This window comes from Cellulophaga geojensis KL-A, from assembly GCF_000568425.1.
Lineage (GTDB): Bacteria > Bacteroidota > Bacteroidia > Flavobacteriales > Flavobacteriaceae > Cellulophaga > Cellulophaga lytica.
In genome coordinates this window covers 21,040-47,600 of the sequence record NZ_ARZX01000011.1, presented here as the reverse complement: position 1 = coordinate 47,600, position 26,561 = coordinate 21,040, and the positions used below count along the sequence as shown (strand labels likewise).

The following is a 26,561-nucleotide window of genomic DNA, read 5'->3' as shown; positions in this document are numbered from 1 at the left end:
ATGGAGATTATAGATAAAGCATTAGAGTTTGAGAAAAGAAAGATGAAGTCATTATCTAACAGCGAAAGAGTTGAAATTTCTCGTGAAGCTAAATCCCTTATTCTTGAGCTTAATACAATTTATAAAGAAAATAAGGACGAAGAAATTATGGATTTAATGAAACGTCTTACTGCAATAAAACGTAAAGTAGAGAAAAGGCTAAATATGCAGCCACTACCATAGTGTAGTTAACAAAAAACACCCTAAAATATTTGTACATAATTGGCAAACTATACTTGTCCAACAGGTATTCCTTTGCTCTAATTTAAAATAATACTAATGAAAACTACTGTTATTGTTGGGGGTAGCAAAGGAATAGGATTTGCTATTACTAAAGAGCTTATTAGCACACAAAAAGTTATTGTTATTAGCAGAACTGCACCAAAGTTAGAGCACCAAAACCTAACACATTTTAGCTGTGATATACTTACAGATAATTTACCAGAAATAGATGCTATAGACAACCTTATTTACTGTCCTGGTAGTATTAATTTAAAACCTATTGGACGTTTAAGTATAGATGACTTTAAGGAAGATTTTGAAATTAATGTTATTGGCGCTGTAAAAACCATTAAACATTATTTAAATATTTTAAAAAATGGTACAAACCCATCTATAGTACTATTTAGTACCGTTGCCACAAAACTTGGTATGCCATACCACGCTAGTATTGCTACCGCAAAATCTGGTGTAGAAGGTTTAGTTAAATCTTTAGGAGCAGAATTAGCACCTACCATACGTGTTAACGCTATTGCACCTACAGTAACTAATACAGATTTAGCTGCTAAATTATTGCGTAATGATAAAATGATTGAAAATATTAAAGAAAGACATCCTTTAAAGCGTTTTTTAGACCCTACAGATGTTGCACATATGGCCAGCTTTTTAATTAGTGAAAAAACACAAAGCATTTCTGGCCAAATACTGGAAGTAGATTGTGGAATTGTAAATTTTAAACTCTAAAATGAAACCATTACTTATGATAACATTACTCACTATATTTTCTTCATGCTCATCTAAACATAAAGCAAAACCCAACACTAGTATTTACAATATTAAAGTAATGGGTTTAGAAGGTAAACCTATTAATTTGGAAGATTACAAAGGTAAAAAGATACTTTTTGTAAACGTTGCCTCTAAATGTGGTTTTACAGGTCAGTATGAAGAATTACAGAAACTTTATGATACCTATAAAAACAATTTAATGATAATTGGTGCACCTTGTAACCAATTTGGCGGTCAAGAATCTGGCACAGAAGAAGAAATTAAAACTTTTTGCCAGAGAAATTATGGTGTTACATTTTTAATGACTGAAAAATTAGAAGTTAAAGGCAGTAACCAACACCCATTATATGCCTGGCTTACTAAAAAAGAGCTTAACGGTAATACAAATACTTCTGTTAAATGGAATTTTCAGAAATATTTAATTGATGAAGACGGGAATTTTGTAGACTACTACTACTCTACTACAAGTCCCTTAAGCAAAAAAATAACAAAACATTTAAAACCATAAATATGTTTGGATTATTTAAAAAGAAATCACCTGTAGAAAAATTACAAGAGCAATACAAAAAACTGATGAAAGAGTACCATGCTCTTTCTGTTAGTAACCGTAGCGCTAGTGATGCTAAATTTGCAGAAGCAGAGGTTATACAAGACAAAATAGCGCTGTTAATGAAAAATGAAAATGAAATTAGCTAAATATATTACTCTATTTTTAATACTAAATTTTAGTGCTTTAGCATTAGGTGTATTGTTAATGGATAACGGAGCGCAATCTAATTGGTACTCACAACTAAATAAAGCTCCTTGGACGCCTCCAGGATGGGTTTTTGGTGCTGCCTGGACCTTCATTATGATTTGTTTTGCAGCTTATTTAGGTTTTTTAGCCAAACAGAGTAAAAACTTTAAGTTTATTTTACTTTTTGCCATACAATGGTTTTTAAATGTTGGATGGAATTTTGCCTTTTTTAATCAACATTACATAAGTATAGGTTTAGTACTAATTACAGCATTAACTTTACTAGTAATTTATATGTTTTACAAGTACAAGTCTATAGTTAAAAATATATCAATATTAATTTTACCATATATTATTTGGTTGTGTATAGCTACATCATTAAATGCATATATTTTAATTTATAACTAAATATGAAAATCTATACATTACATAAAAAACAAAAATTACCTATTACTATAGATCAAGCCTGGGAGTTTTTATCTAAACCAGAAAATTTAAAAACAATTACGCCAGATTATATGGGCTTCTTCATTTTATCTGGTGCAGATAGGCCAATGTATCAAGGACAAATAATACAATACATAGTAACACCTGTACTAGGTATAAAAACCAAATGGGTAACAGAAATTACGCATATGGTAAAAAATAAGTATTTTGTAGACGAGCAAAGATTTGGCCCTTATGCGTTATGGCACCATAAACATTTTATTAAGGAAGTAGAAGGTGGTATAGAAATGGAGGATATTATAGATTATAAAGTACCTTTTGGAATATTAGGACAATTAATACATCCTTTTTTAGTAAAACCCAAACTAGAAGAAATTTTTGAATACAGAAAAGAAAAATTAGAGTCCTTATTCGGTATTTTAAAGTAAAAAAAGTAACACTACTCTAAAAATAGTAGCTCCTTTATTGTTTTTTTTACTATTTTAAATGATAGTACGTAAACTAACCACAACCCTAAATTACAACCAAATGATTGATATTATAAGGCTTATGTTTGAGTTTGGTTCGCTAATTGTTTTTAGTTTACTCCATATTATTATATACCCATCATTTAATTATTTCTCTAAAGAAGAATTAGTAAATTGGTATAGAGATAAGAGAGACCAAATATACTTATTTGCTATACTTTTAGGACCTATACACCTTACTTCTATAATTTTGCAGTTGGTACACAAACAAGACTTATACACCATTGTTAGCTCTATAACTATTTGTGCATTGTGGGTACAACATTATGTAATTATTGAGGCAAACCACGCTATAATAATTAAAGGTGTTGGTTCTTTAGAAAAAGCCAAACGTGCTATAAAAAACAACAACCTAATAAGAATTATTATATTAACATTCTTATTAGGTTGGACTATTTTAAAAACTGTACAGAGTACAAATTTTTGGTTAGTTACAAACTAGTTAAACTCGCGTAATTTTTGCTCCAATAGCTCTTAAACGCTCGTCTATATTTTCATAACCTCGGTCTATTTGTTCTATGTTGTGTATTGTAGAGGTTCCTTTTGCAGATAATGCTGCAATTAACAAAGATACCCCTGCTCTAATATCTGGAGACACCATTGTTGTTGCTTTTAATGTAGATTTAAAATCGTGACCAATAACTGTTGCCCTGTGCGGATCACACAAAATAACTTTTGCTCCCATATCTAGTAATTTATCTACAAAAAATAAACGGCTTTCAAACATTTTTTGGTGTATTAACACTTCACCTCTTGCCTGTGTAGCTACAACTAATATAATACTTAACAAATCTGGTGTTAAGCCTGGCCAAGGTGCATCTGCTATTGTTAAAATAGAACCATCTATATAATTTTGTATTTCATACCCATCTTTATGCTCTGGTATATAAATATCATCACCTTTACGTTCTAGTGTAATACCTAATTTTCTAAATACAGTTGGTATTTGCCCAAGATCATCCCAACTAACATTTTTAATAGTAAGCTCACTTTTTGTCATAGCAGCAAGACCAATCCAGCTACCAATTTCAATCATATCTGGTAACATTCTGTGTTCTGTACCGCCAAGCTCATCTACACCTTCAATAACCAATAAATTAGAGCCTACACCTGTAATTTTTGCCCCCATACGGTTAAGCATTTTACATAGCTGTTGTAAATATGGTTCACAGGCTGCGTTGTATATTGTAGTTGTTCCTTCTGCTAAAACAGCCGCCATTACTATGTTTGCTGTTCCTGTTACAGAGGCTTCATCTAAAAGCATGTAAGTACCTTTTAACTTATCTGCCTCTACTCCGTAAAAATACTCTTCTTTATTGTATCTAAATTTAGCGCCTAGGTTAATAAAACCTTCAAAATGCGTATCTAATCTTCTACGGCCAATTTTATCTCCGCCTGGCTTAGGTATGTATCCTTTTCCAAAACGTGCTAATAACGGCCCAACAAGCATAATAGAACCACGTAAACCACGACCATCTTCCTTAAATTGGTCTGACTGTAAGTAATCTAAATTTACATCATCTGCCTTAAAAGTGTAAGATCCTTTACCTCTTTTCTGGATTTTCACACCCAAATCTTCCAATAAAGCTATAAGTTTATTTACATCTACAATATCTGGTATGTTATTAATTTGCACCTCTTCTGGTGTTAATAATACCGCACATAGTATTTGTAATGCTTCGTTTTTTGCTCCTTGCGGAGTAATTTCTCCTTGCAGACGTTGACCGCCTTCAATTTTAAATGTCCCCATTAAAGACTATATTATTTAGTACCGTTTTTTACCTCGGTTGTTGTTATTTCTCTGATTATTTTTTCCGTTTGTATATCTAGTGTTAGATTTTGCAACCCTATTCTTTAAAAACTGACCACTATCTGTTAGTGTTTCATTTTTTGCTGCTAAATCTATTCTGCCATCACTTAACTCATATAAATGATTAAAAATAGCACTATCATCTACAACATCTTTATTCCAATTTAGGTAGCACTTTTTCATGTGATTAGCAATTGCATACTCTAAACCATCTCTCATATCTCCTTTTTCCCATTCTACAGCAACATCTATCATACGCTTAATGTTATTACCGTAAAATCTGTATTTCGGAAAGTTTTGAGGATATTCTAATGGTTCTGGACGCTCTTGCAACATTTCCTTTGTTGTTATTGGAAAAGGAGATTCTACGTCTAATTTAAAATCTGACATTATAAATAACTGATCCCAAAGCTTATGCTGAAAATCTGGCACATCTCTAAGGTGAGGCTGCAAATTACCCATAACGCTAATTATAGCTTTAGCCACTTTGTTGCGTTCTTCTGCATCTTCTATAGATACTGCGTAGTCTACCATTTTTTGAAAATGACGACCATATTCTGGAATAATGAGCTGGTCTCGCTCAGTATTATACTGTAAGTTTTCTACTAAATTCAAACTAAAAAAGATTTATGCTAATTTATATTCTAAACGTGAAGTTATACGCTTAGGTTCTGCAAAGTACTAAAATAAATAAAACAAACACCATTTATAGGTGGTTTTATAAAGATATTACTCCTTTTATTTTACCAACTTCTGTATATTTTGCTATAACAGCATCCGGATTTTTTAAATTCACAGTTACAGAAACGCTTGTATATTTACCGTTTTTAGACTTTTTAGACTCTATAACTGCTCCTGTATTATTAAAAACTTCTTCTATTTGCTTAAATTTTTCTACATCTGTAGGAATAATAAATTTATACAGGTAATTAGATGGCCAACTGTTGTTTAACTCTAGTTGTTCCTTTAACCTTGCATAAAATTCTTCTGGATTATCCTTGTTCATACTTTATTTTTTACAAATATAATGTAATACTGTATTTTATACTACTTTTTGTGTAGTTCCTATTTTAGTTATCTTTGTAACATTAATTTTGCATATTGAAACCAAAAAAGATAGTTATTACAGGCGGTCCTAGTACAGGAAAAACAACAGTTATTAATAAAATAGATGCTCTTGGGTATACTTGTTTACATGAAATATCTAGAGATGTTACCTTAGCTGCCAGAGAAGAAGGTATTACGCAACTTTTTTTAACTAATCCTTTATTATTTAGTGATAAGTTGTTAGAAGGGCGCATAAAACAATACCAAAATGCCAATGAGCTAAACAAGGATATTGTTTTTCTTGATCGTGGTGTACCAGACGTTGTTGCTTATTTAAACGGAACAGACATTGCTTATGGTGATAATTACAACCAAGCTTGTACAAATACAAAATATGATGTTGTTTTTATTTTTCCGCCTTGGGAAGAAATTCACTCTAACGACAATGAAAGGTATGAGGATTTTGAAGAAGCTAAAAGGCTGCATAATTTGTTAGATAAAACATATAGAGATTTTGGCTACACTCCTATTATTGTACCAACAGGTACTGTAGAAGAGCGTACTAATTTTATTTTAAAAACTCTAAATATTAGCTAGTGCATAAGAGTCCGCAAGATATTTTACAACAATACTGGGGCTATGCCAGCTTTAGGGGCTCGCAACAAAAAATAATTGCTGCTGTTTTAGAGCAAAAAGATGTTTTAGCTTTATTACCTACTGGAGGAGGAAAATCTGTTTGCTACCAAGTACCCGCTCTATTACAAGAGGGCATTTGCATTGTAGTATCTCCCTTAATTGCTTTAATTGAAGACCAAGTAAATAGCTTAAAAGATAAAGGCATAAAGGCATTGGCACTTACCGGAGGTATTTCTTTTGAAGAGGTAAACAACCTTTTAGATAATTGCGTTTTTGGCAACTACAAATTTTTGTACTTATCACCAGAGCGTTTACAACAAGACTTGGTTAAAGAGCGCTTACAACAAATGAATGTAAACCTCATTGCAATTGATGAGGCACATTGTATTTCTCAATGGGGAAACGATTTTAGGCCTGCATACCAAAATTGTAGTACACTAAGAGACATTTTTCCTATTGTACCAGTTATTGCTTTAACTGCTACAGCTACTAAAAAAGTAGCATTAGATATTACAGAAAATCTTCAGTTTAGAAACTCTTTAACTATAAAAGATTCTTTCTCTAGAGATAATATTACATATAAGGTTTTATGGACAGAGGATAAAATGTACCAATTAAAACAACTTTGTGCACAAACCAATAATAGTGCTATTGTTTATGTTAGAACCAGAAGATTAGCAGAACAAATATCTAACTACCTAAACACAAACGGATTTGCTACTACTTTTTTTCACGGTGGTGTTCCTAAAAAAGATAAAAAAACAGTACTAAATAACTGGCTAAATAATACTACCAAAATTATAGTAGCTACCAATGCTTTTGGTATGGGTATAGATAAACCAGATGTTCGTTTGGTTGTACACTACCAAATTCCAGATAGTATAGAAAATTATTACCAAGAAGCTGGTAGAGCTGGTAGAGACCAACAAGAGTCTAGTGCTATTTTACTTTTAAACAAAGAAGATGAAAACCAGGTTAAACAACAATTTTTAAGTGTTTTACCAAATATTGCTTTTTTAAAACACCTATATAATAAGTTAAACAACTATTTTCAGATATCATATGGTGAGGATACACAAGAGACTTTTCAATTAAACTTTAATAATTTTTGCAATACATATAAGTTAAAAGGAATGCTAACTTATAATGCACTAAAAATATTAGATCAACACTCTGTAATATCATTAGTAGAAAACTACAATAAACAAGCCACTGTACAATTTATAGCTAATAAGCCTACACTTAACCAATACCTAAGTACCCACCACAAACTTGTACCAATTATACAAGCGTTATTAAGAACCTATGGTGGTATTTTTGAGTATCCTATTAAAATTAACACCTCTTTACTAGCTAAAAAAATTACAGTTGATGAGAATACAATTCTTCAAGCATTAGAAAAGCTTCAAAAAGATGAAATTGTAAATTACACTGCACAAAATAGCGATTTAGAACTTACATTTTTAGTTCCTAGAGAAGATGACCAAACAATTAATTCATTCTCTAAAAAAGTAAAAGAATTACAACAGGTTAAAATAAATAATATTGATGCTATACTGCAGTACATTAATAATGATAAAATTTGCAGAAATGTACAACTACTAGCCTATTTTGGTGAAAAAAAAGAAAAATGCGGCAAGTGCGATGTGTGTATTAGTAAAGGCCCCAGCACTAGCAATAGTATTTTAGAGCTCATAACATCAGAAATAATAGATAAACTAAAAAATAACAATTTAAGTTCTAGAGAATTAATACAATTATTACCTTACAGACAAGAAACAGTTTTAGAAGCTTTACAACTTTTATTAGAAGATAACAAAATAGATATTAACACAGAAAATAAATATACCCTACAATAATATGAGTAATTTACGTATTGTTTTTATGGGAACGCCAGACTTTGCCGTTACCATTTTAAATAGTTTAATACAACACAAATACAATGTGGTTGGTGTAATTACAGCTCCAGACAAGCCAGCTGGGCGTGGTAGAAAAATACACACTTCTGCAGTAAAACAATATGCAGAGAAAAACAACCTTACTATTTTACAACCTACAAACCTAAAGGCGCCTGCTTTTATAGAAGAATTAAAAGCTCTTGAGGCTAACTTACAAATTGTTGTTGCATTTAGGATGTTACCTAAAGTGGTTTGGCAAATGCCTAAATATGGCACATTTAATTTGCACGCTTCTTTATTACCACAATACCGCGGTGCCGCTCCTATTAATTGGGCTATTATAAACGGGGAGCCAGAAACTGGTGTTACTACTTTTTTTATAGATGATAAAATTGACACAGGAGAAACTATTCTACATAAAAAAACAAACATTTCTGCTACTGAAAATGCTGGCGCATTGCACGACAAGCTTATGCATTTAGGAGCAGAACTTGTTATAGAAACTGTAGAGTTAATAGAAAAAGAAGAAGTAACTACAAAAAAGCAAGAAGAAAATAGCAATTTAAAATTAGCTTACAAGATACATAAAGACACCTGTAAAATAGATTGGACAGCAGATGCCACAAAAACCTACAACTTAATAAGAGGTCTTAGTCCGTATCCTGCAGCTTGGACTACTTTATATAATAATGATAGTAAAATAGATTTAAAAATTTACACTACAGAATTAATAGAAGAAACACATAACCTAAACCCCGGAAAATTAGTTTTTGATAAAAAAACTATAAAAGTAGCCGTACCTAATGGGTACATAAAATTGTTAGAAATACAGCTTTCTGGTAAGCGAAGAATGAAAACTAGCGATGTTTTAAACGGTTTACAATTAAAAGAAACCGCATATTTAGACTAGCTAAGCCCATTTTTAACATAAAAAGACGTAGAAAAAGCCCTACTTTATTAACAAACAGTCTTAGTTATTAACAAAATGATGCATTTCCCTGCAATTTACTTGCGTTAACGTTAAATCCATATAAATTTGTTAGTAGAATATAAGTTATTAAAAACAACAATTAATTTAATTTAATTATGAACAAAACAGAATTAATCGATGCTATGGCAGCTGACGCTGGCATCACTAAAGCAGCAGCAAAAAAAGCATTAGAATCTTTTTTAGGAAACGTAGAAGGATCACTTAAAAAAGGTGACAGAGTTTCTTTAGTTGGTTTTGGATCTTGGTCTGTGACTAGAAGAGAAGCAAGAGACGGTAGAAACCCACAGACTGGTAAAACTATCAAGATTGCAGCTAAAAACGTTGTTAAATTTAAAGCAGGTACTGAGTTAAGCAACTCTGTAAACTAAGCTTTACTTTTGTAAAATATAAAAGCGCTTCTACCTGTAGAAGCGCTTTTTTTTGTGTGGTTACCTTTTATATCTCATAAAAATTATTTAATTTAATTGAATAAACACTATAATATGCCAATAAACCAACCACAAAAAGGAAACCTCCTTATAGCAGAACCATCACTAACTGGTGATGTTTCTTTTAATAGGTCTATAGTATTATTAGCAGAACACAATAATGATGGCTCTGTAGGCTTTATTCTAAACAAGCCTTTAGAATATACCATTAATGACCTTGTAGATGATATAAAACCCTCTTTTAGAGTTTATAACGGCGGCCCCGTAGAACAAGACAACCTTTACTTTATACATAAGGTACCAGACCTTATAGAAGGCAGTATAGAAATATCTAATGGTATTTTTTGGGGTGGTGACTTCCAAAAAATTGTTGGTTTAATCAACAACAACATTATTACCCAAAATGATATTCGTTTTTTCTTAGGATATTCTGGTTGGGATTCTATGCAATTAGACTATGAGTTAACGTCAAAATCTTGGATAATTGCCACAAACGAGCACAAAAGTCTAATTTTAGAAAAATGCACCAATAACCTATGGAAAGAAAAAATGGACCAATTAGGAGGTGATTACCTTTTATGGTCTAATGCTCCAGAAAACCCTGCTTTAAACTAAGACAACCTAGCTATTGCATTTAGTTTTCCTAATAAATCTTTAGCAACAGTATTAGCGTATTCTTTTTTCCTGTATTTTGTAATGGATTGTATGCCTGTAATTGCATTTGTTACAAACAACTCATCTGCTTTTTGCAGTTCAAAAGGAGATATAGATGCTTCTTCAAGCGTATAATTCTCTAATTTCTCTAAACTTGCAATTAATTTTTTACGTGTAATACCATTTAAACAGCCATCTTTTAGTGGTGGTGTTTTTATTGTATTTCCTTTAACTAAAAACAAATTACCATTTAAAGCCTCTACAACTTGTTTTTGGTTATTAAGTAACAAACAGTTGTTATAACCATTTTCCTTAGCGTAAATGCTACCTAAAACGTTTATAAGTTTGTTGTTAGACTTTAATGTAGACAATAAACCTGTATTTACATAATGATCTTTAAAAAGCTCTACCTCATAATGCTCATTAGAGTGCACATAAAAAGCATTTTCTAATACTTTTGCTTCTATAATAAAACTAACATTATTAGAATTTGGCAAGTACAAACCTCCATTGTTTCTAAAAACCGTTAATCGTATACGCAAAGCTTCATTTTGTACATTACTAGCTTCAATAGTATTTAAAATTTGTTCTTCTAAATACTCCATTGTAAAATTCATTGGTATTTCCATACGCAAAATACGCATAGAAGCCATTAAGCGTAAATAATGATCTTCCCAAAAATAAATTTTTCCATTTACAACACGTAAACTTTCAAACAATGAGTCGCCATAACGCAATCCTCTGTTTTCTTCATTTAAAAATAAAGTATTGTTTTCTACTAGTTCTCCGTTAAAATTTATCATAAAAAAAGCCTTGAAAAAAATTCAAGGCCAAAGATATTGTTTATTTCATAATTTCTAGGCAGATCCTAAGACTTGTTTTAAACTAGAAATTTGATTTGTCCATAATAATTTACCTTCCTCTACTTCATCTTCCTCAGCAAAGTCAGAAATAAATAAAGACACGTCTGATGTAATATCATCTACCTTAATACGAAGTTCAAAATAACAATCATCATCGTCATCTTCCCAAGCAAAACGAATAAATTCATCACTTTTTTTCTTTAATAAATTAGCAACTTCTTCAGATCCGTCCCAAATAAATGTAAATTTTTCTCCTCTTGAGTTAACGTTGTCTGCAAACCATTCTGATAAGCCAGATGGTGTAGATATATATTGGTAAAGCATTTGTGGTGAGGATTGTATCACAAACTCTAGTTCATAGTTAATTTTATCGCTCATTCTCGTAATGTTTAGAAAAGGCAATATATATATTTCTGTATGATAAAAAAACTAAAACAGCTATAATATTTTTATCAAAATTAATTTTGATAAACAGAAAAAAGATATATATATTTGCACCCGTTAAAAAAAACACCTGGCGAGGTAGCTCAGTTGGTTAGAGCGTCGGATTCATAACCCGGAGGTCACGAGTTCAACTCTCGTTCTCGCTACAACATTAAAAGCGATTTAGTAAAAACTAAATCGCTTTTTTTTATGCTTCAATTTTTTAAGCTTTACTTCTTAAATCATTTTTAAACATATTCTAATTTCATACCTTTATAGTTATTTAATTATATCTTTATTTAGATGAGTAAATTTTCAGAAATTATAAACAAAGACATTCCTGTTTTAGTAGACTTTTATGCAGAATGGTGCGGGCCTTGCAAAACAATGAGTCCTATTTTAAAACAAGTAAAAGACAATTTACAAGACAAGGTTTCTATTGTTAAAATAGATGTAGATAAAAACCAAAAACTAGCTGCTAAATACCAAGTAAAGGGCGTGCCTACTTTAGTGCTTTTTAAAAACGGCAAACAAGTTTGGAGACAGTCTGGAGTGTTACAAAAAAACGAATTACTATCTATTATTACACAAGCTAACTAATGAACCTTACTGAAGATTATTGGGACAATAGGTATAAAAAAAGCGATATTGGTTGGGATATTGGTGAAATTTCTACACCTTTAAAAAATTATTTTGACCAATTAAAAAATAAAGAAACACGTATTTTAATACCTGGTGGCGGAAATAGTTATGAAGCAGAATACTTGCATAAAAACGGATTTAAAAATATTTATGTAGTTGATGTCTCTAAAACAGCGCTAAATAATTTTAATGCTAGAGTACCTAATTTTCCTAAACAACACCTTCTCCACTCTAACTTTTTTGATTTAGACTTAAATTTTGATTTAATTATAGAACAAACATTTTTCTGTGCTATTAACCCTAAGCTAAGACTAGATTATACTGTAAAAGCACATAGTTTATTACATAAAAACGGAAAAGTAGCCGGTTTACTATTTAATATTCCATTAAATACTAATGAACCACCTTTTGGAGGATCTAAAAATGAATATCTTACGTACTTTAAGCCATATTTTGAAATAAAAACTATGGAAGAAGCATACAACTCTATAAAGCCAAGAGCAGGAAAAGAGTTGTTTTTTATCATTACTAAAAAAGAAAAATAATTGCTTTAAGCAAGAAGTTAATTTTCTTTTAAACTCTAATTTTATAAAATTTCTAAAAGCTTTTAAATAATAAGCTTTTTGTAATAAATGTTACATAGTTTTTAGCATCTGTGTTGTATTTTTATAGTCTAAACTTACAAGCATATGGAGGACATGCTATTTTATGATAGAATGCAGTTTGCGTTTACTATCACATTTCATTATTTATTTCCGCAATTAACAATGGGCTTATCTTTAATGATTGTCTATTTTAAATGGAAATTTCTTAGAACAAATACTCTAAAATATAATGAAGCTGCTAAATTTTGGATGAAAATTTTTGCACTTAACTTTGCTATGGGTGTTGTAACTGGCATACCAATGGAATTTCAGTTTGGCACCAATTGGGCTAAATTTTCTGAGTTAACCGGAGGTATTATTGGTCAGACCTTAGCTATGGAAGGTATGTTTTCTTTCTTTTTAGAATCTTCCTTTTTAGGTCTGTTTTTATTTGGAGAAAAACTTTTAGGACACAAACTACATTTTGTTACTGGGTTTCTTGTTTTTTTAGGTTCTTGGGCAAGCGGATACTTAATTATAGCTACGCACTCTTGGATGCAATATCCTGTAGGATATGAAATATTAGAAAATGGTAAGTTTGTTTTAAACAATTTTGGAGCTCTTTTTTCTAATCCATGGTTGTTACCTTCCTACTTACATAACCAAGCGGCATCTTTGGTAACTTCTTCATTTGTTGTAGCTGCTATAGGAGCTTTTTATCTTTTAAACAATAAACATAATGAGTTTGGCAAACTCTTTTTAAAAACAGGTGTTATTTTTGGTTTAATTTCTAGTTTATTAGTTGCTTTCCCTACAGGAGATTTGGTTGCTAAAAACGTAGCAAAACACCAGCCAGTTACTTTTGCTGCTATGGAAGGTATTTTTGAAACCGAAGATGGAGGTTCTGAAATTGTACTTATTGGTCAACCCAATATGCTTGAAAAAAAATTGGACAATAAAATTGCGGTACCAAACATATTAAGCTTTTTAACATACCAAGATTGGAATGCAGAAATTAAAGGCTTAAATGAGTTTAATAAAGATATACATCCTACAAATGTACCTGGTCTGTATTACGCTTACCACATAATGGTGGGTTTAGGTACAATTTTTATTGGTTTAATGCTTATAGCTGTTGTACAACTATTTCGCAAAAAACTTTACAAAACAAAATGGATTTTATGGTTTCTTATGTTTATGATACCTTTTCCGTATATAGCTAACACTACCGGTTGGTACACAGCAGAGTTAGGAAGACAACCTTGGCTTGTTTATAATTTACTGCGTACTGCAGATGGGGCTTCGCCAACAGTTTCATCTGGTAATACACTATTTACCTTATTGGGCTTTATTGGCCTATACTTGCTACTTGGCTTGCTATTTTTAATGCTTGCAGGAAAAATTATTAATAAAGGGCCACAACTTAACAACCACTAATTATGGAACTATTTTGGTATATCGTTTTAATGACAATGCTTGCTATTTATGTAATTTTAGATGGTTACGATTTTGGAGCAGGAATTATACACTTATTTTTTGCTAAAAAAGAAAAGGATAAAAAAGCAATTACTAATGCTATTGGTCCTTTTTGGGATGCTAATGAAGTATGGTTAATAGCTTCTGGAGGTGTTTTATTTTTTGCTTTTCCAACATTATATGCATCGTCTTTTAGTGGATTTTATTTGCCATTAATTATAATTTTGTGGTTACTCATTTTTAGAGCAATTGGCTTAGAGCTTAGAGGTCAAATACACAATAAAATTTGGGAAGCCATATGGGATAAAGCTTTTGGTATTGCTAGCTTACTTTTAGCCCTATTTTTTGGTGTAGCTTTGGGTAATGTTGTTAGAGGTGTAAATTTAGGTAATGTTGTAGATGGTGTTTCTACACATGAAGCACATTATTTCTTTTTACCTTTATGGAACCCTAGTTTTAGTCCGCACGCAGAAGAATTAGGTATTATAGATTGGTTTACCCTACTATTAGGTATTATTGGTGTAGTTGCGCTTACAATACACGGTGCAAACTGGATTATATTTAAAACTAATTCTGATATCAATGAAAAACTTAAAAAAGTAATTTTTAATTTAAATATTGTTTTAGTAGTACTGGTAATACTATCATTACTGGTTTGGCATATAATAGAGCCACATCCTTTTCACAACTTTATAGATATGCCTTGGTTGTGGATTTTTCCAATAATAACATTTACAGGTTTATTTGGCTTATTTAAAGTAAAATCTTTTAAAAAGCACGGAATGGGCTTTTTATTTTCTACCTTATTTTTATTTGGCGGACTTACATCTACCGTAGCTTCAATTTTTCCTAAAGTTTTGCCATCTACAAACTCTATAAATCCAGACTTAACACTCTACAATGTTGCTGCAGATGAATACGGACTCTCTGTTGGTGTTTATTGGTTTGCTATTGCAGTTGTACTAGTTGCTATTTATATGGTTATACAATACAAGGTTTTTAAAGGAAAAATGGATAATGTAGGCTACGGGGAACATTAAAAAAGACTACAAATAATTAAACCTCTAAAAACCAAACAACTACAATATTTAAATTATAAATAAACTTTTAAGTACGTTTTTTAGCTACAATTAATTGCAATTATTGTTTACATTTGTAGCATTATGATTTTTATTGCTACAAACATTCGCCATTTAAGAAGCTTAAAAGGTGTTACACAACAAAGCTTAGCCATAGACTTAGGTATAACAAGAGCCCGTGTAAGTTCTTATGAAGAAGGTCGTTCTGCTCCTACTATCGAGACTCTTATACAACTGTCTGATTATTTTAAGTTACCCATAGATGTCTTAGTACGTAATGACCTAAGCAAAGCTACAGATGCATCTTTTATAGAAATTGGCAACCAGCGTGTACTTTTTCCTATACAAGTAGATGATAGTAATGACAATTTAATAGAAATTGTACCTGTAGCTGCTTCTGCTGGCTATTTAGCTGGCTATGATGATCCAGAGTATATAGAGCAATTATCTAAAATTAAACTTCCTTTTTTACCAACAGGTAAACACAGAGCTTTTCCTATTAAGGGCGACTCTATGCTGCCTATGAAAAATGGCGCATTTGTAATTGGCAAGTTTATAGAAGACAGAAGAGATATTACCAGTGGTAAAACATATGTTTTAGTTACACTTAATGATGGTATGGTTTACAAAAGAGTTTATAATCAAATTGAAAAAAACAATACTCTAAAATTAGTATCAGACAACAACGCATATGAGCCTTATGAAGTAGCTATTGATGAAGTGTTAGAGATTTGGGAATTTACCTGTAGTATTAACACTCAAGAATATACAGAAGATGAACTTAAAATAAGTAGCATAATTACAATGTTTAATACACTTGGTGTAGAGTTAAAAGCATTAGAAAAATCTTTAAAATGATGTACACAATTATTGATGTAGAAACTACCGGCCAAACTAATAAAATTACCGAAATTTCTATATTTAAGTTTGATGGTGATAAGGTTGTAGATGAGTTTACGTCTTTAGTAAATCCAGAAGATGTAATTCCTTACTACATTACTACACTAACAGGTATAGACAACGCTATGGTTGCAAACGCTCCTACCTTTGCAGAAATTGCCCAACAAGTATTAGATATTACAGAAGATACCATTTTTGTAGCCCATAACGTAAATTTTGATTATAATGTTATACGTAACGAGTTTAAATCTGTAGACAAAGATTTTAGACGTAAAAAATTATGCACAGTAAGACTTTCTCGTAAGCTATTACCTGGACATAACTCCTATAGTTTAGGCAAACTATGCAAAGATTTAGACATTGCTATAGAAGGCAGACACAGAGCCAGAGGTGATGCCGAAGCTACTGTAACTTTATTTAAGATTTTAGTTAATAAAGAAGGTTCTGAAACTGTTTTTAATAGCTTTCTAAAAAAGACATCAAAAGAAGGTACATTGCCATCTCATTTACCAACAGAAGTTTTTAATAAAATACCTAATACACCTGGTATTTATTACTTTAAAAACAAAAAAGGTAAAATTATATACATAGGTAAAGCTGTTGATTTAAAAAAAAGAGTGCTTTCTCATTTTTACAGCAAAACACAGAAGTCTTTAGATATGTGTAGAGAAACAGCTGATATAGATTTTGAACTTTCTGGTAGTGAGCTTGTTGCTTTACTAATGGAGGATGCTGCTATAAAACAACATTACCCAGAGTATAACCAGCTAGCAAAAAGAACCCTTAAAAACTATGCTGTTTTTAGCTATACAGACCGTAAAGGAATAATACATTTAGCTTACAACTCCGTAAAAAACAGTCCTAATCCCTTAAAAATTTTTTCTAATGTAAGGCAATGTAGAGCTTATGTAGAAGAGCTGTGTTTTTTATTTAATTTGTGCCCTAAATACTGTCATCTACAAGAAGGTGTACAAGCCTGCAACCACCATAAAATTAGTGCTTGCAATGGTATTTGTAGACAAAATGAAACTCCAGAAGAGTATAACTTAAGAGTAGACAAAGCCATACAACATATTAAAGATGTAGCTAAAATAAAAGTACTTAAAGAAAAAGGTAGAACCGAAGATGAAGAAGCGTTTGTATTATTAAAAAATGGCAGTTATATGGGATATGGTTTTATAAGTAAAACTGAAATTATTACAAACAATGAACAGTTAGAAAACTACTTAATACCACAAAAAGACAACTTAGATATTCAAAAAATATTACGTGGTTTTACAAATAAAAAATTAGTATAAATTAATTACCGTCTACATATACCCAGTGTCCGTTTTCTTTGCAAAAATTAGACGTTTCATGTAAAATAATGATGCTAGAATCTTCCATATAGTATGCTTTAAACTCTACCATACCTGTATTATCAGTTTTTGTTCCTTTATCTATATCTAACACAGATAATTTTATCCAATGTACAGAGTTTGTCCATTTTTCTATTTCATTACGCTCCCTTTTTTTTGGTCTAGTTTTGCTGTAATGACTTTTGTATAAATAATCCATATTAGCCAATACAAACGCACTGTACCTAGAACGCATTAACTGCTCCGCTGTTTCTACATTTGTAATATCTAAATGGGCCTTTTTACAACAATTTTCATAAAGTTGAGTAGGTGTACAAGGACATTGCATATTTTTTTGGGGTATTTACAGTAAACAACTGATAATTAAGCCCTAAAAGTAATAAATTGTTTTTACAATTATAATATAACTAATATTTTTTTAATTAAACTAAATAATTAAAAAAAGGAAGAATTAAGAAGTATTTTATCGAAAAAAAGTAAAAAGAAAAACATTTATTACCTACTATAATTGTTAATTTCATTAAAATAGTTATTTTTAGAATATTCTATTCCCCCAAGAAATAGCAATAACGCTTAATTAGCTTATAAATTAATTTAGAATGCATAACGCAATTAAAGATAATCCTAAAATTAAAAATACGTTAGACCGTATAAATAACGTGGCACGTATTGGTATTTGGGAGCTTAACCTAGAAACCAAAGATTATACTTTGGATAAAATTACAAGTGACATTTTAGATTTAAAAGATAGAAATAAAATAAACTTAAAAGAGACCATTACTCTTTTTACAGATAAAGTACATAGAAAAAATATTAAAGAAGGTATGACTAACCTCATTACCAATGGTGTTAGTTTTGATAAAGAGGTTGCTTTAGAAACAGTTACAGGAAAAAAAATATGGGCTCGTAAAATTGGGCTTGCAGATAAAAAAAATGGTGTTGTAACTCGTGTTTACGGTATTTTTCAGGAAATTACAGAAGCAAAAAAAACAGAACAACAATTACACTCTGTTAACAGTGAATTAAAATCTATAATAAACTCTAGTGCCGTTTCTATTGTTTCTATTGACAAACAAGGAGGTGTTATGCAGTTTAACTCTGGTGCAGAAAATCTTTTAGGATTTTCTGCTAATGAAGTAATTGGAAACTTACCTCCTACTTCAATTCTTTTAGAAGAAGAGTTAGCCAACTTTAGTAAAGAATTTGCTTCTAAATTTGGAAAAGAACATATAAAAAATTACAATCCTTTTTATGAATTAGGAATACAAGATATTAAAGATACAAGAGAATGGACATTTCGTAAAAAAAATGGAACTCTTTTTCCTGTAGAACTTTCCCTAACTCCACTTAAAAATGATTTAGATGAATACCTGGGTATTTTGGGTATTTTTTACGATATAACAGACCGTAAAAAAGCAGAAGCTGAACTCCTTAAAAAAAATCAGCTTTTAAGCTACGCAGAACAAATTACCATGATGGGTAATTGGAGCTGGAATATGGTAAATAATGACATTACTTGGTCTGCCAATATGTATAATATTTTTGGTAGAGACCCAAATACATTAAAAAATGTAACTTTTGACACGTATTTTAATCATATTCATCCAGAAGACCGCAAAGAGGTTTCTAACTTTATTGATATAACTGTAAAAGAAGGTAAGTTTACAGATGTTTTACACCGTATTGTATTAGAAGATGGTACTACAAAAACGGTACATTTATTAGGAGAACTTATTACCAATGAATTAGGAGAACCCATAGAAATGATGGGAACCTGCCAAGATGTAACGCAGTTACGTATGGCAGAATTAAAGTTTAGAGGACTGTTAGAATCTGCACCAGATGCAATGCTAATTGTAAATGAGGAAGGTTGTATACAAATTAGTAATAAACAGGCCGAAAAGTTGTTTGGCTACTCATCTCTAGAATTAAAAAATAAACCTGTAGAACTTCTTATACCAGAGAAGTTTATGCATACATACAAAACCAATAATAATAACTTTTTTACAACTATTAAAACTAGTGAAGCAGAAAAAAGTGAAGATTTATATGCATTACATAAAAATGGAGAAAAAATACCAATTCAAATAAGTTTATCTCCCTTAGAGACAGAAGAAGGTTTACTTATTTCTGTTGCCATAAGAGATATTACAGAGCAAAAACACGCAGAGTATAAAATATTAAAAGCCAAAGAAAGACTTGAAGTTTTAACCGATAACCTATTAAATAAAAACAGACAGCTAGCAGATTTTGCGCATATAACATCACATAACTTAAGAGCTCCAGTAAGTAATTTAAACTCTCTTTTAGGTTTTTATAATAGCGCTACAGATGAAGAGGATAAAGCAGAGATTTTTAGCAAGTTTGAAATTGTTATTGGCCATTTAACAGAAACATTAGACACACTTGTAGAAGCCTTAAAGACTTCTAATGGAGCACCAACCGAGCTTAAAAAATTAAAATTTGAAGACATTTTAAATAAAACTAAGGAAATTTTAACTGGTGAAATAGAAGCTACAAACGCAACAATAGTTAGCGATTTCTCTTCTGTAAATACAGTACTATATAGCAAGTTATATTTAGAAAGTATTTTTTTAAACCTAATTAGTAACGCAATTAAATATAAATCACCAGATAGAGACCCTGTAATAGAGATAAAAACAACTTTAATAAAAAACAGAATAACCTTAACCATAAAAGATAATGGCTTAGGTATAGACTTAGAAAAACACGGCCACAAATTATTTGGCTTAAACAAAGTTTTTCATAGACATCCAGAAGCAAAAGGTATAGGCTTATTTATGACCAAAGTACAAATAGAATCTCTTGGCGGCTCAATTAGCGCTAAAAGCCACGTTAATAAAGGAACAACCTTTATAGTAACCCTAAACTAAAAAATTATGAAAAACCATTTTAACGTATGTATTATTGATGATGATGATATCTATCAATTTACAATAGTGAAAACAATTAAAGCATTAGGCTTGGCAAAAAAAATTATGGTTTTTTCTGATGGAGAAGAAGCAAAAGATTTTATGCTAGATAATATTAAAAATAATTATGAACTTCCCGATGTTATTTTTTTAGATAACAATATGCCCATAATGGATGGTTTTCAATTTATGGAAGAATACGTAAAATTTAAACCTCAATTAGACAAAAAAATTACGGTTTATATGGTTTCATCTTCTGTAGACCCTGTAGATATAGAACGTGCTAATAATGTATCTGAAATTAATGGTTACATTATTAAACCTATAAAACCAGGACAGTTAAAATCTATTATAGAAAACTTAAATGCTTAAAAAGTAAAAAGACCGTTATATTACGGTCTTTTTACTTTTTAAGTATACTATAGTGTTTGCAAACACTCTAAAACATTAGTTTCTATCCTTTTTTGAATATTTGAGATGTCTGCTTTAACAAAAGTTTCTCCTGTTATATTTTCATATAACTCTATATACCTCTCAGACACAGACGCTATATACTCATCTGTCATTTCTGGCAATGTTTGCCCTTCTAACCCCTGAAAATTATTGCTTATTAGCCATTGGCGTACAAACTCTTTAGACAATTGTTTTTGTGGCTCTCCTTTTTCTTGTCTTTCTTTATAACCATCTGCATAAAAATAACGAGAAGAATCTGGAGTATGTATTTCATCAATCAAAACAATTTTACCGTCTTTAGTTTTACCAAATTCATACTTAGTATCTACTAAAATTAAACCTCGTTTTGCTGCTATTTCTGTTCCTCTTTTAAATAAAGCAAAAGTGTAATCTTCTAACTGCTTATAATCGGTTTCAGAAACTATACCTCTTTTTATAATATCTTCTCTAGAAATATCCTCGTCGTGGTCTCCCATTTCTGCTTTAGTAGCAGGTGTTATAATTGGAGAAGGAAATTTATCATTTTCCTTTAATCCCTCTGGCATAGGCACACCACAAAGCATTCTTTTTCCTGCTTTGTATTCTCTAGCTGCGTGTCCAGACATATACCCACGTATAACCATTTCTACCTTAAAAGGCTCACAAGCGTGACCAATAGCTACATTTGCATCTGGTGTTTTTAATAACCAATTAGGAACAATATCTGCTGTATCATTCATCATTTTTGTAGCTATCTGGTTTAGTATTTGCCCTTTATATGGTATTCCTTTAGGCATAACCACATCAAATGCAGAAAGTCTGTCTGTTGCTACCATTACCATAATATCATCCTCTAAACGATATACTTCTCTAACCTTACCTTTGTAAACGTTTACTTGTTTAGGAAATTTAAAATTGGTATCTGTAATTGTATTCATTAGTGCTTTTTAATTTTGATGCTCTATATTTTTGTATGCTTCTATAACTTTTTTAACCAATTTGTGCCTTACAACGTCTTTATCATCAAGGTAAATAATTTTTATACCATCTACATTACCCAAAACTAGTAAAGCTTCTTTTAAACCAGAAATTACTCTACGTGGCAAATCTATTTGGCCAGGATCTCCTGTTAATAAAAACTTTGCATTTTTACCCATACGTGTTAAAAACATTTTCATTTGGGCATGCGTAGTATTTTGTGCTTCATCTAAAATAACAAAAGCGTTATCTAGTGTTCTACCACGCATAAATGCCATTGGTGCAATTTGTATGGTTCCGTTTTCTATGTAATGTGCTAATTTTTCTGCCGGAATCATATCACGCAAAGCATCATACAACGGTTGCATGTAAGGGTCTAGCTTTTCTTTTAAGTCTCCTGGTAAAAAACCTAAATTTTCTCCTGCTTCTACCGCTGGTCTAGTTAAAATAATACGCCTTACCTGTTTTTCTTTTAAAGCTTTTACTGCCAAAGCAACACCAGTGTATGTTTTACCTGTACCTGCAGGGCCAATAGCAAAAACCATATCATTATTGGTTGCAGCCTCTACTAGTTTACGCTGGTTAGCAGTTTGTGCTTTAATAAGTCTACCACTAACACCGTGTACTAAAACATCTCCACTACTCTGTTTTGTGGCGTAATCTTCTTGGCTATTGCTAGTAAAAACCCTTTCAATTACATTTTCGTCTATTTTATTGTACTTAGCAAAATGGGTCATAAGCATATCTAAACGCTTATCAAATTCTTCTAAATGCTCATCATCTCCGTAAGCCTTTATCTTGCTGCCACGGGCAACAATTTTTAGTTTTGGAAAGTATTTTTTCAATAAATCTATATGCGCATTTTGATGCCCAAAAAATTCTCTGGGACTTATTTCTGTGAGTTCAATTATGATTTCGTTCAAATGAAAAAATGTATTAAAAGGTTAGGACGTAAATATAAATTTTAGTTGGCTATTTTTTTATGTAATTTTGTATAACAAATTTAATCAAAATCACTTCACCACGGCAAAAAACATATCAACAGTCATAAATGACAATACTAACACTAACTACTGATTTTGGATACAAAGACCATTTTGTTGGCGCACTAAAAGGAGCAATCTTCAGCGAAATTGAAAATGCAACTATTGTTGATATATCACACAGCATAAATCCGTTTAACATACAGGAATGTGCCTATATTCTTAAAAACTCGTACAAAACGTTTCCTAAGGGTACAGTGCATATTGTAGGTGTAGATGCCGAGCTTACCAAAGAAAATGAACATATTATTACTTATGTTGATGGGCATTATTTTATAAGTGCTAACAACGGCGTTGTTTGTTTAATAACTTCTGAAATTAAACCAGAAAAAATAGTTTCTATTAACATACCAGACACTAAAGATGGCTCTTTCCCTACTTACGATGTTTTTATAAAAGCTGCTTGCCATTTAGCTCGTGGTGGTAAAATGGAAGTTGTAGGCAAGCCATTTACCAATTTAAAGACTTTTAAAGACTTTGTTCCGCAATTAATAGATGGAGGCAAAACCATAATTGGCAATATTGTTTACATAGATAATTACGGAAACGTTGTTAGCAATATTCAAAAAAACTTATTTGAAGCTTATAAAAATGGTAGAGATTATGAGGTTAGAGTACGTGGTAAAGTATTAAAAACAATACATAATAAGTATAGTGATATTATTAACTTTGATGCAGAAAAAAACCGACGCAATGGTCCTGGAGATTTATTAGCTCTTTTTAACTCGTCTCAGTTTTTAGAACTTGCTATTTATAAAAGCAATTTAACCACTGTTGGTGGCGCATCTACCCTATTAGGATTAGATTATAGAGACACCATAACCATTAATTTTTTATAAATGATAGTACGCATTGTAAAATTGACGTTTAAAACTGAAAATATTGTTAGCTTTGAAAATATATTTAACCAGTCTAAACATTTAATTAGAAATTTTGATGGATGTAACTTTTTAGAGCTATACCAAGACAAAAATAACCCTGCTATATTTTTTACATATAGTTATTGGGATAGTGAAAATGCTTTAGAGGCTTACAGACACTCAGATTTATTTATTGGTGTTTGGGCAAAAACTAAAATACTATTTGCAGATAAACCAGAAGCTTGGACTGTAAATAAAAATGAAACTTTAAATTAATTAGATGTACGCCATTTACAAACGAGAAATACAGTCGTTTTTTACGTCGCCAATTGGCTATATGGTCATTGGCTTATTTTTAATATTTTGCGGCCTGTTTTTATGGGTTTTTAAAGGAGAATACAATGTTTTTGATTATGGTTTTGCAGACCTAAGCAACTTCTTTTTTCTTGTTCCTTGGGTATTTTTATTTTTAATACCTGCCATTACAATGAAAAGTTTTTCTGAAGAACGTAAAACAGGAACTTTAGAACTGTTATTTATTAAACCAATATCTTTATGGCAAACAGTTATTGGTAAATTTTTAGGAACTCTTACCTTAGTAATTATAGCCATTATACCTACATTTTTATATGTATACTCTTTATCTCAGCTAGGGCAAACAATTGGTAATATAGATATGGGAGTTGTGTTTGGTTCTTATTTTGGACTTTTATTTTTAATGGCTAGTTACACAGCTATTGGAATTTTTGCTTCTACCCTTTCTCAAAATCAAATAGTTGCATTTTTACTGGCTTTAATTCTTTGTTTTGCCTGCTTTTACGGTTTTCAAGGTATTAGCACATTGTTTACAGACGGTAGCACATCTGTTGCTATAGCCTCATTAGGAATGAAAGCACATTTTGAGAGTATTGCACGCGGTGTTATAGACACTAGAGATTTAATTTATTTTATTAGCCTTACAGTGTTTTTTTTGTTTTTAACTGTTGTTCAACTTAAAAACTTAAATCAATAATGAAAAAAACTCTTACCTCCATAGCTATTGGTATTATTGCTTTAGTTGTACTTAATATAGCATCTAACTACATATACACAAGAATAGATGTTACAGAAGACAGCAGATACACATTATCTTCTGCTGCTTTACAAACCGTACAAAATTTTACTAATCCTGTAATTATAGATGTTCTTTTAGAAGGGCAATTGCCAGGTGAATTTGTAAAATTACAGTCCGAAACAAAACAAATACTAGAAGAGTTTAAGGCTGAAAATAGCAATATAAAATTTAATTTTATTAACCCTTTAGAAACTACAGGCTCATCTGAAAATGCAATTGCAGAAATGCAAAAACTAGGCCTAACACCTGCTAATGTTACTGTAGAAGAAAACGGAAAAGTGTCTCAGGAATTTGTTTTTCCTTGGGCAATAGTTAACTACAACAATAAAACTGTAAAAGTTGCCCTGCTTAAAAATAAATTAGGAGCTACTACAGAAGAGCGCGTAACCAACTCTATACAACATTTAGAGTATTCTTTTGCAGATGCTTTTAGCAAACTAAATATTAAAGACAAAAAGAGAATAGCCGTTATTAAAGGTAATGGTGAATTACAAGATATTTACCTTGCAGATTACCTGTCTACTATTAAAGAATATTATAATATTGGAGCTTTTACCTTAGACTCTGTTGCTAGTAATCCAGAGAAAACATTAACTCAATTAAAAGAGTACGATCTTGCTTTAATTGCAAAACCTACGGAGCCTTTTACAGATAAAGAAAAATATGTGTTAGACCAATACATTGTAAATGGCGGAAAATCTATGTGGCTTATAGATAACGTTAGTATGGAACTAGATAGTTTATTTAATAATGAAGGTAAATCTTTAGCTTTTCCTAGAGATTTAAACTTAAAAGATTTCTTTTTTAAATATGGCATACGTATAAACCCTGCATTGGTTAAAGATATATACGCTACACAAATTGTTTTAGCACAAGGAGATGGCAATAACTCTCAATACAACCCTGTGCCTTGGCCATTTAACCCAATGGTTTTTTCTAGAAATGACCATCCTATAAATAACAATTTAGAAGCTTTACGTTTACAGTTTGCAAACAGTATAGATGTTTTAAATAATAACGAGTATAATAAACATATTTTATACTATAGTTCTCCCTTATCTACAGTGGTAGGCACACCAAATATTATTAGCTTAGATTTGGTTAATAAAGCCCCTAACAAAGAAGAATACAACAATGGTAATAAACCTTTAGCTGTTTTGGTAGAAGGTAAATTTAAATCTGTTTACAATAACCGCGTAAAACCATTTGCGCTAAAAAACAACAAAGAAGTTGGTACAAACAATAAAATGTTGGTTATTGCAGATGGTGATGTTATAAAAAACCAAATAAGCAAAGGAAAGCCTTTACAACTTGGTTATGACAAATGGACAAATAACGCTTACGGGAACAAAGATTTTATGGTAAATAGCATAAATTACCTGTTAGATGATAGCGGACTTATAAACATCCGAACAAAAAAAGTTGCAATTCCGTTCTTAGATAAAGAAAAAATTGTAGCTCAAAAAACCAAGTGGCAACTTATAAACATAGCATTACCAGTGGTTTTAACGCTACTATTTGGTTTAATATTTAATTATTATAGAAAACATAAATACGGTAAATAAGTGTTAATAAGTTTGTTTTCGTTAAAAGGACAATTAAAATATCTTTGTTTCAAGGATTTTTTAAACTTTTTGAAAAATACTTAAAGGCATTTG

Annotated in this window: 32 protein-coding genes and 1 tRNA gene; 25 read left to right on the top strand and 8 right to left on the bottom strand. The window is 31.0% G+C overall.

Translation table 11 applies throughout. From position 1 onward, the window contains the following. The 7 genes from KLA_RS09695 to KLA_RS09665 all read left to right on the top strand — a co-directional run bounded on the left by KLA_RS09695 (window position 1) and on the right by KLA_RS09665 (window position 3,196). Window positions 1-222 carry a hypothetical protein gene (locus KLA_RS09695; RefSeq protein WP_013622727.1) on the top strand — a complete coding sequence of 74 codons (222 nt, stop codon included), beginning with the start codon at window positions 1-3 and terminating at the stop codon, window positions 220-222. Window positions 223-318: 96 nt separating this feature from the next. Continuing rightward, window positions 319-1,002 carry an SDR family NAD(P)-dependent oxidoreductase gene (locus KLA_RS09690; protein WP_013622728.1) on the top strand — a complete coding sequence of 228 codons (684 nt, stop codon included), beginning with the start codon at window positions 319-321 and terminating at the stop codon, window positions 1,000-1,002. A 16-nt stretch (window positions 1,003-1,018) separates the two neighbouring features. Further along, window positions 1,019-1,552: a glutathione peroxidase gene (locus KLA_RS09685; protein WP_051456081.1), complete on the top strand. Its 534-nt coding sequence runs from the start codon at window positions 1,019-1,021 to the stop codon at window positions 1,550-1,552. 2 nt (window positions 1,553-1,554) lie between these two features. Next, entirely contained in the window at window positions 1,555-1,740 is a 186-nt protein-coding gene (locus KLA_RS09680; RefSeq protein ID WP_013622730.1) for a Lacal_2735 family protein, read from the top strand. Further along, a complete protein-coding gene (locus tag KLA_RS09675; protein WP_370511815.1) occupies window positions 1,721-2,188 on the top strand; it encodes a TspO/MBR family protein in 468 nt (155 codons plus the stop codon). Before KLA_RS09680 ends, KLA_RS09675 begins: the two co-directional genes overlap by 20 nt. A 2-nt stretch (window positions 2,189-2,190) precedes the next feature. After that, window positions 2,191-2,655 carry an SRPBCC family protein gene (locus tag KLA_RS09670; RefSeq protein WP_013622732.1) on the top strand — a complete coding sequence of 155 codons (465 nt, stop codon included), beginning with the start codon at window positions 2,191-2,193 and terminating at the stop codon, window positions 2,653-2,655. 58 nt (window positions 2,656-2,713) lie between these two features. Beyond that, window positions 2,714-3,196, top strand: a complete 483-nt coding sequence (locus KLA_RS09665) for a hypothetical protein (RefSeq protein ID WP_152536840.1) — start codon at window positions 2,714-2,716, stop codon at window positions 3,194-3,196. Here the strand turns inward: KLA_RS09665 and murA are convergent, their stop codons facing one another. From murA to KLA_RS09650, 3 genes are all read right to left on the bottom strand, one after another. Beyond that, window positions 3,197-4,504 (bottom strand): UDP-N-acetylglucosamine 1-carboxyvinyltransferase, encoded by a 1,308-nt coding sequence (murA, locus tag KLA_RS09660; protein ID WP_013622734.1) that lies wholly within the window; start codon window positions 4,502-4,504, stop codon window positions 3,197-3,199. Window positions 4,505-4,519: 15 nt separating this feature from the next. Then, window positions 4,520-5,179, bottom strand: coding sequence for a DUF4290 domain-containing protein (locus tag KLA_RS09655; RefSeq protein WP_034645409.1), 660 nt, complete (start codon window positions 5,177-5,179; stop codon window positions 4,520-4,522). A gap of 103 nt (window positions 5,180-5,282) precedes the next feature. Beyond that, entirely contained in the window at window positions 5,283-5,570 is a 288-nt protein-coding gene (locus KLA_RS09650; protein ID WP_034645406.1) for a DUF493 family protein, read from the bottom strand. A gap of 95 nt (window positions 5,571-5,665) precedes the next feature. Between KLA_RS09650 and KLA_RS09645 the strand changes: the two genes are divergently transcribed. From KLA_RS09645 to KLA_RS09625, 5 genes are all read left to right on the top strand, one after another. Continuing rightward, a complete protein-coding gene (locus tag KLA_RS09645; RefSeq protein WP_013622737.1) occupies window positions 5,666-6,208 on the top strand; it encodes an AAA family ATPase in 543 nt (180 codons plus the stop codon). Beyond that, complete coding sequence (locus tag KLA_RS09640; RefSeq protein ID WP_034645403.1) at window positions 6,208-8,106, top strand: ATP-dependent DNA helicase RecQ; 1,899 nt, start codon at window positions 6,208-6,210, stop codon at window positions 8,104-8,106. Before KLA_RS09645 ends, KLA_RS09640 begins: the two co-directional genes overlap by 1 nt. Window position 8,107: 1 nt before the next feature. Then, window positions 8,108-9,055: a methionyl-tRNA formyltransferase gene (fmt, locus tag KLA_RS09635; protein WP_034645401.1), complete on the top strand. Its 948-nt coding sequence runs from the start codon at window positions 8,108-8,110 to the stop codon at window positions 9,053-9,055. Window positions 9,056-9,231: 176 nt separating this feature from the next. Then, window positions 9,232-9,504 carry an HU family DNA-binding protein gene (locus tag KLA_RS09630; RefSeq protein WP_013622740.1) on the top strand — a complete coding sequence of 91 codons (273 nt, stop codon included), beginning with the start codon at window positions 9,232-9,234 and terminating at the stop codon, window positions 9,502-9,504. Between the two features lie 114 nt (window positions 9,505-9,618). After that, complete coding sequence (locus KLA_RS09625; RefSeq protein WP_013622741.1) at window positions 9,619-10,179, top strand: YqgE/AlgH family protein; 561 nt, start codon at window positions 9,619-9,621, stop codon at window positions 10,177-10,179. Here the strand turns inward: KLA_RS09625 and KLA_RS09620 are convergent. Both KLA_RS09620 and KLA_RS09615 read right to left on the bottom strand, forming a co-directional pair. Next, window positions 10,176-11,021: an aminotransferase class IV gene (locus KLA_RS09620; protein WP_013622742.1), complete on the bottom strand. Its 846-nt coding sequence runs from the start codon at window positions 11,019-11,021 to the stop codon at window positions 10,176-10,178. The two genes, KLA_RS09625 and KLA_RS09620, sit on opposite strands and share 4 nt — an antisense overlap. A 54-nt stretch (window positions 11,022-11,075) precedes the next feature. Next, complete coding sequence (locus tag KLA_RS09615) at window positions 11,076-11,459, bottom strand: START-like domain-containing protein (protein ID WP_013622743.1); 384 nt, start codon at window positions 11,457-11,459, stop codon at window positions 11,076-11,078. Between the two features lie 138 nt (window positions 11,460-11,597). Between KLA_RS09615 and KLA_RS09610 the strand changes: the two genes are divergently transcribed. The 7 genes from KLA_RS09610 (at window position 11,598) to KLA_RS09580 (ending at window position 17,483) form a co-directional block, all read left to right on the top strand. After that, window positions 11,598-11,671: transfer RNA gene (locus KLA_RS09610), tRNA-Met, on the top strand. A gap of 136 nt (window positions 11,672-11,807) precedes the next feature. Further along, window positions 11,808-12,104, top strand: a complete 297-nt coding sequence (gene trxA, locus KLA_RS09605) for a thioredoxin (protein ID WP_013622747.1) — start codon at window positions 11,808-11,810, stop codon at window positions 12,102-12,104. Then, the gene (locus KLA_RS09600; RefSeq protein WP_034645399.1) at window positions 12,104-12,691 is read left to right on the top strand and encodes a methyltransferase domain-containing protein; all 588 of its coding nucleotides are present in this window, start codon (window positions 12,104-12,106) and stop codon (window positions 12,689-12,691) included. The genes trxA and KLA_RS09600 overlap by 1 nt, the downstream gene beginning before the upstream one ends. A gap of 144 nt (window positions 12,692-12,835) precedes the next feature. Further along, on the top strand, window positions 12,836-14,167 hold the full coding sequence (locus KLA_RS09595; RefSeq protein ID WP_034645397.1) for a cytochrome ubiquinol oxidase subunit I: 1,332 nt from the start codon (window positions 12,836-12,838) through the stop codon (window positions 14,165-14,167). Between the two features lie 2 nt (window positions 14,168-14,169). After that, window positions 14,170-15,246, top strand: coding sequence for a cytochrome d ubiquinol oxidase subunit II (gene cydB, locus KLA_RS09590; RefSeq protein ID WP_034645394.1), 1,077 nt, complete (start codon window positions 14,170-14,172; stop codon window positions 15,244-15,246). Window positions 15,247-15,369: 123 nt separating this feature from the next. After that, complete coding sequence (locus KLA_RS09585) at window positions 15,370-16,143, top strand: XRE family transcriptional regulator (RefSeq protein ID WP_013622751.1); 774 nt, start codon at window positions 15,370-15,372, stop codon at window positions 16,141-16,143. Continuing rightward, a complete protein-coding gene (locus tag KLA_RS09580; RefSeq protein WP_034645391.1) occupies window positions 16,140-17,483 on the top strand; it encodes an exonuclease domain-containing protein in 1,344 nt (447 codons plus the stop codon). The genes KLA_RS09585 and KLA_RS09580 overlap by 4 nt, the downstream gene beginning before the upstream one ends. A 1-nt stretch (window position 17,484) precedes the next feature. Here KLA_RS09580 and KLA_RS09575 read toward each other — a convergent pair whose 3' ends face one another. Beyond that, window positions 17,485-17,871, bottom strand: coding sequence for a YchJ family protein (locus tag KLA_RS09575; RefSeq protein WP_034645389.1), 387 nt, complete (start codon window positions 17,869-17,871; stop codon window positions 17,485-17,487). 271 nt (window positions 17,872-18,142) lie between these two features. Between KLA_RS09575 and KLA_RS17585 the strand changes: the two genes are divergently transcribed. Together KLA_RS17585 and KLA_RS09565 are read left to right on the top strand one after the other, a co-directional pair. Beyond that, window positions 18,143-20,437: a PAS domain S-box protein gene (locus tag KLA_RS17585; RefSeq protein WP_051456080.1), complete on the top strand. Its 2,295-nt coding sequence runs from the start codon at window positions 18,143-18,145 to the stop codon at window positions 20,435-20,437. A gap of 6 nt (window positions 20,438-20,443) precedes the next feature. Next, complete coding sequence (locus tag KLA_RS09565) at window positions 20,444-20,848, top strand: response regulator (RefSeq protein ID WP_013622755.1); 405 nt, start codon at window positions 20,444-20,446, stop codon at window positions 20,846-20,848. 47 nt (window positions 20,849-20,895) lie between these two features. Here KLA_RS09565 and KLA_RS09560 read toward each other — a convergent pair whose 3' ends face one another. Both KLA_RS09560 and KLA_RS09555 read right to left on the bottom strand, forming a co-directional pair. Then, on the bottom strand, window positions 20,896-21,846 hold the full coding sequence (locus KLA_RS09560; protein ID WP_034645384.1) for a phosphoribosylaminoimidazolesuccinocarboxamide synthase: 951 nt from the start codon (window positions 21,844-21,846) through the stop codon (window positions 20,896-20,898). 9 nt (window positions 21,847-21,855) lie between these two features. Then, on the bottom strand, window positions 21,856-22,809 hold the full coding sequence (locus KLA_RS09555) for a PhoH family protein (protein WP_013622757.1): 954 nt from the start codon (window positions 22,807-22,809) through the stop codon (window positions 21,856-21,858). A 128-nt stretch (window positions 22,810-22,937) separates the two neighbouring features. Here KLA_RS09555 and KLA_RS09550 point away from each other — a divergent pair, with 128 nt between their 5' ends. Genes KLA_RS09550 through gldG form a run of 4 tightly spaced genes read left to right on the top strand, consistent with a single transcriptional unit; the run spans window position 22,938 to window position 26,468 of the window. Continuing rightward, entirely contained in the window at window positions 22,938-23,768 is an 831-nt protein-coding gene (locus KLA_RS09550) for an S-adenosyl-l-methionine hydroxide adenosyltransferase family protein (protein ID WP_034645381.1), read from the top strand. Next, complete coding sequence (locus tag KLA_RS09545; protein ID WP_013622759.1) at window positions 23,769-24,065, top strand: putative quinol monooxygenase; 297 nt, start codon at window positions 23,769-23,771, stop codon at window positions 24,063-24,065. A 4-nt stretch (window positions 24,066-24,069) separates the two neighbouring features. Continuing rightward, window positions 24,070-24,801 carry a gliding motility-associated ABC transporter permease subunit GldF gene (gene gldF, locus KLA_RS09540; protein ID WP_013622760.1) on the top strand — a complete coding sequence of 244 codons (732 nt, stop codon included), beginning with the start codon at window positions 24,070-24,072 and terminating at the stop codon, window positions 24,799-24,801. Beyond that, the gene (gene gldG / locus KLA_RS09535) at window positions 24,801-26,468 is read left to right on the top strand and encodes a gliding motility-associated ABC transporter substrate-binding protein GldG (RefSeq protein ID WP_034645378.1); all 1,668 of its coding nucleotides are present in this window, start codon (window positions 24,801-24,803) and stop codon (window positions 26,466-26,468) included. The genes gldF and gldG overlap by 1 nt, the downstream gene beginning before the upstream one ends. The last annotated feature ends 93 nt before the right edge of the window (window positions 26,469-26,561 follow it).

Bases quoted from the DNA above. Each gene is read 5' to 3' on its own strand.
- KLA_RS09695 (WP_013622727.1), top strand. From the start codon at position 1: ATGGAGATTATAGATAAAGCATTAGAGTTTGAGAAAAGAAAGATGAAG.
- KLA_RS09690 (WP_013622728.1), top strand. From the start codon at position 319: ATGAAAACTACTGTTATTGTTGGGGGTAGCAAAGGAATAGGATTTGCT.
- KLA_RS09685 (WP_051456081.1), top strand. From the start codon at position 1,019: ATGATAACATTACTCACTATATTTTCTTCATGCTCATCTAAACATAAA.
- KLA_RS09680 (WP_013622730.1), top strand. From the start codon at position 1,555: ATGTTTGGATTATTTAAAAAGAAATCACCTGTAGAAAAATTACAAGAG.
- KLA_RS09675 (WP_370511815.1), top strand. From the start codon at position 1,721: ATGAAAATGAAATTAGCTAAATATATTACTCTATTTTTAATACTAAAT.
- KLA_RS09670 (WP_013622732.1), top strand. From the start codon at position 2,191: ATGAAAATCTATACATTACATAAAAAACAAAAATTACCTATTACTATA.
- KLA_RS09665 (WP_152536840.1), top strand. From the start codon at position 2,714: ATGATAGTACGTAAACTAACCACAACCCTAAATTACAACCAAATGATT.
- murA (WP_013622734.1), bottom strand. From the start codon at position 4,504: ATGGGGACATTTAAAATTGAAGGCGGTCAACGTCTGCAAGGAGAAATT.
- KLA_RS09650 (WP_034645406.1), bottom strand. From the start codon at position 5,570: ATGAACAAGGATAATCCAGAAGAATTTTATGCAAGGTTAAAGGAACAA.
- fmt (WP_034645401.1), top strand. From the start codon at position 8,108: ATGAGTAATTTACGTATTGTTTTTATGGGAACGCCAGACTTTGCCGTT.
- KLA_RS09630 (WP_013622740.1), top strand. From the start codon at position 9,232: ATGAACAAAACAGAATTAATCGATGCTATGGCAGCTGACGCTGGCATC.
- KLA_RS09625 (WP_013622741.1), top strand. From the start codon at position 9,619: ATGCCAATAAACCAACCACAAAAAGGAAACCTCCTTATAGCAGAACCA.
- KLA_RS09620 (WP_013622742.1), bottom strand. From the start codon at position 11,021: ATGATAAATTTTAACGGAGAACTAGTAGAAAACAATACTTTATTTTTA.
- KLA_RS09615 (WP_013622743.1), bottom strand. From the start codon at position 11,459: ATGAGCGATAAAATTAACTATGAACTAGAGTTTGTGATACAATCCTCA.
- trxA (WP_013622747.1), top strand. From the start codon at position 11,808: ATGAGTAAATTTTCAGAAATTATAAACAAAGACATTCCTGTTTTAGTA.
- KLA_RS09600 (WP_034645399.1), top strand. From the start codon at position 12,104: ATGAACCTTACTGAAGATTATTGGGACAATAGGTATAAAAAAAGCGAT.
- KLA_RS09595 (WP_034645397.1), top strand. From the start codon at position 12,836: ATGGAGGACATGCTATTTTATGATAGAATGCAGTTTGCGTTTACTATC.
- cydB (WP_034645394.1), top strand. From the start codon at position 14,170: ATGGAACTATTTTGGTATATCGTTTTAATGACAATGCTTGCTATTTAT.
- KLA_RS09585 (WP_013622751.1), top strand. From the start codon at position 15,370: ATGATTTTTATTGCTACAAACATTCGCCATTTAAGAAGCTTAAAAGGT.
- KLA_RS09580 (WP_034645391.1), top strand. From the start codon at position 16,140: ATGATGTACACAATTATTGATGTAGAAACTACCGGCCAAACTAATAAA.
- KLA_RS09575 (WP_034645389.1), bottom strand. From the start codon at position 17,871: ATGCAATGTCCTTGTACACCTACTCAACTTTATGAAAATTGTTGTAAA.
- KLA_RS17585 (WP_051456080.1), top strand. From the start codon at position 18,143: ATGCATAACGCAATTAAAGATAATCCTAAAATTAAAAATACGTTAGAC.
- KLA_RS09565 (WP_013622755.1), top strand. From the start codon at position 20,444: ATGAAAAACCATTTTAACGTATGTATTATTGATGATGATGATATCTAT.
- KLA_RS09560 (WP_034645384.1), bottom strand. From the start codon at position 21,846: ATGAATACAATTACAGATACCAATTTTAAATTTCCTAAACAAGTAAAC.
- KLA_RS09550 (WP_034645381.1), top strand. From the start codon at position 22,938: ATGACAATACTAACACTAACTACTGATTTTGGATACAAAGACCATTTT.
- KLA_RS09545 (WP_013622759.1), top strand. From the start codon at position 23,769: ATGATAGTACGCATTGTAAAATTGACGTTTAAAACTGAAAATATTGTT.
- gldF (WP_013622760.1), top strand. From the start codon at position 24,070: ATGTACGCCATTTACAAACGAGAAATACAGTCGTTTTTTACGTCGCCA.
- gldG (WP_034645378.1), top strand. From the start codon at position 24,801: ATGAAAAAAACTCTTACCTCCATAGCTATTGGTATTATTGCTTTAGTT.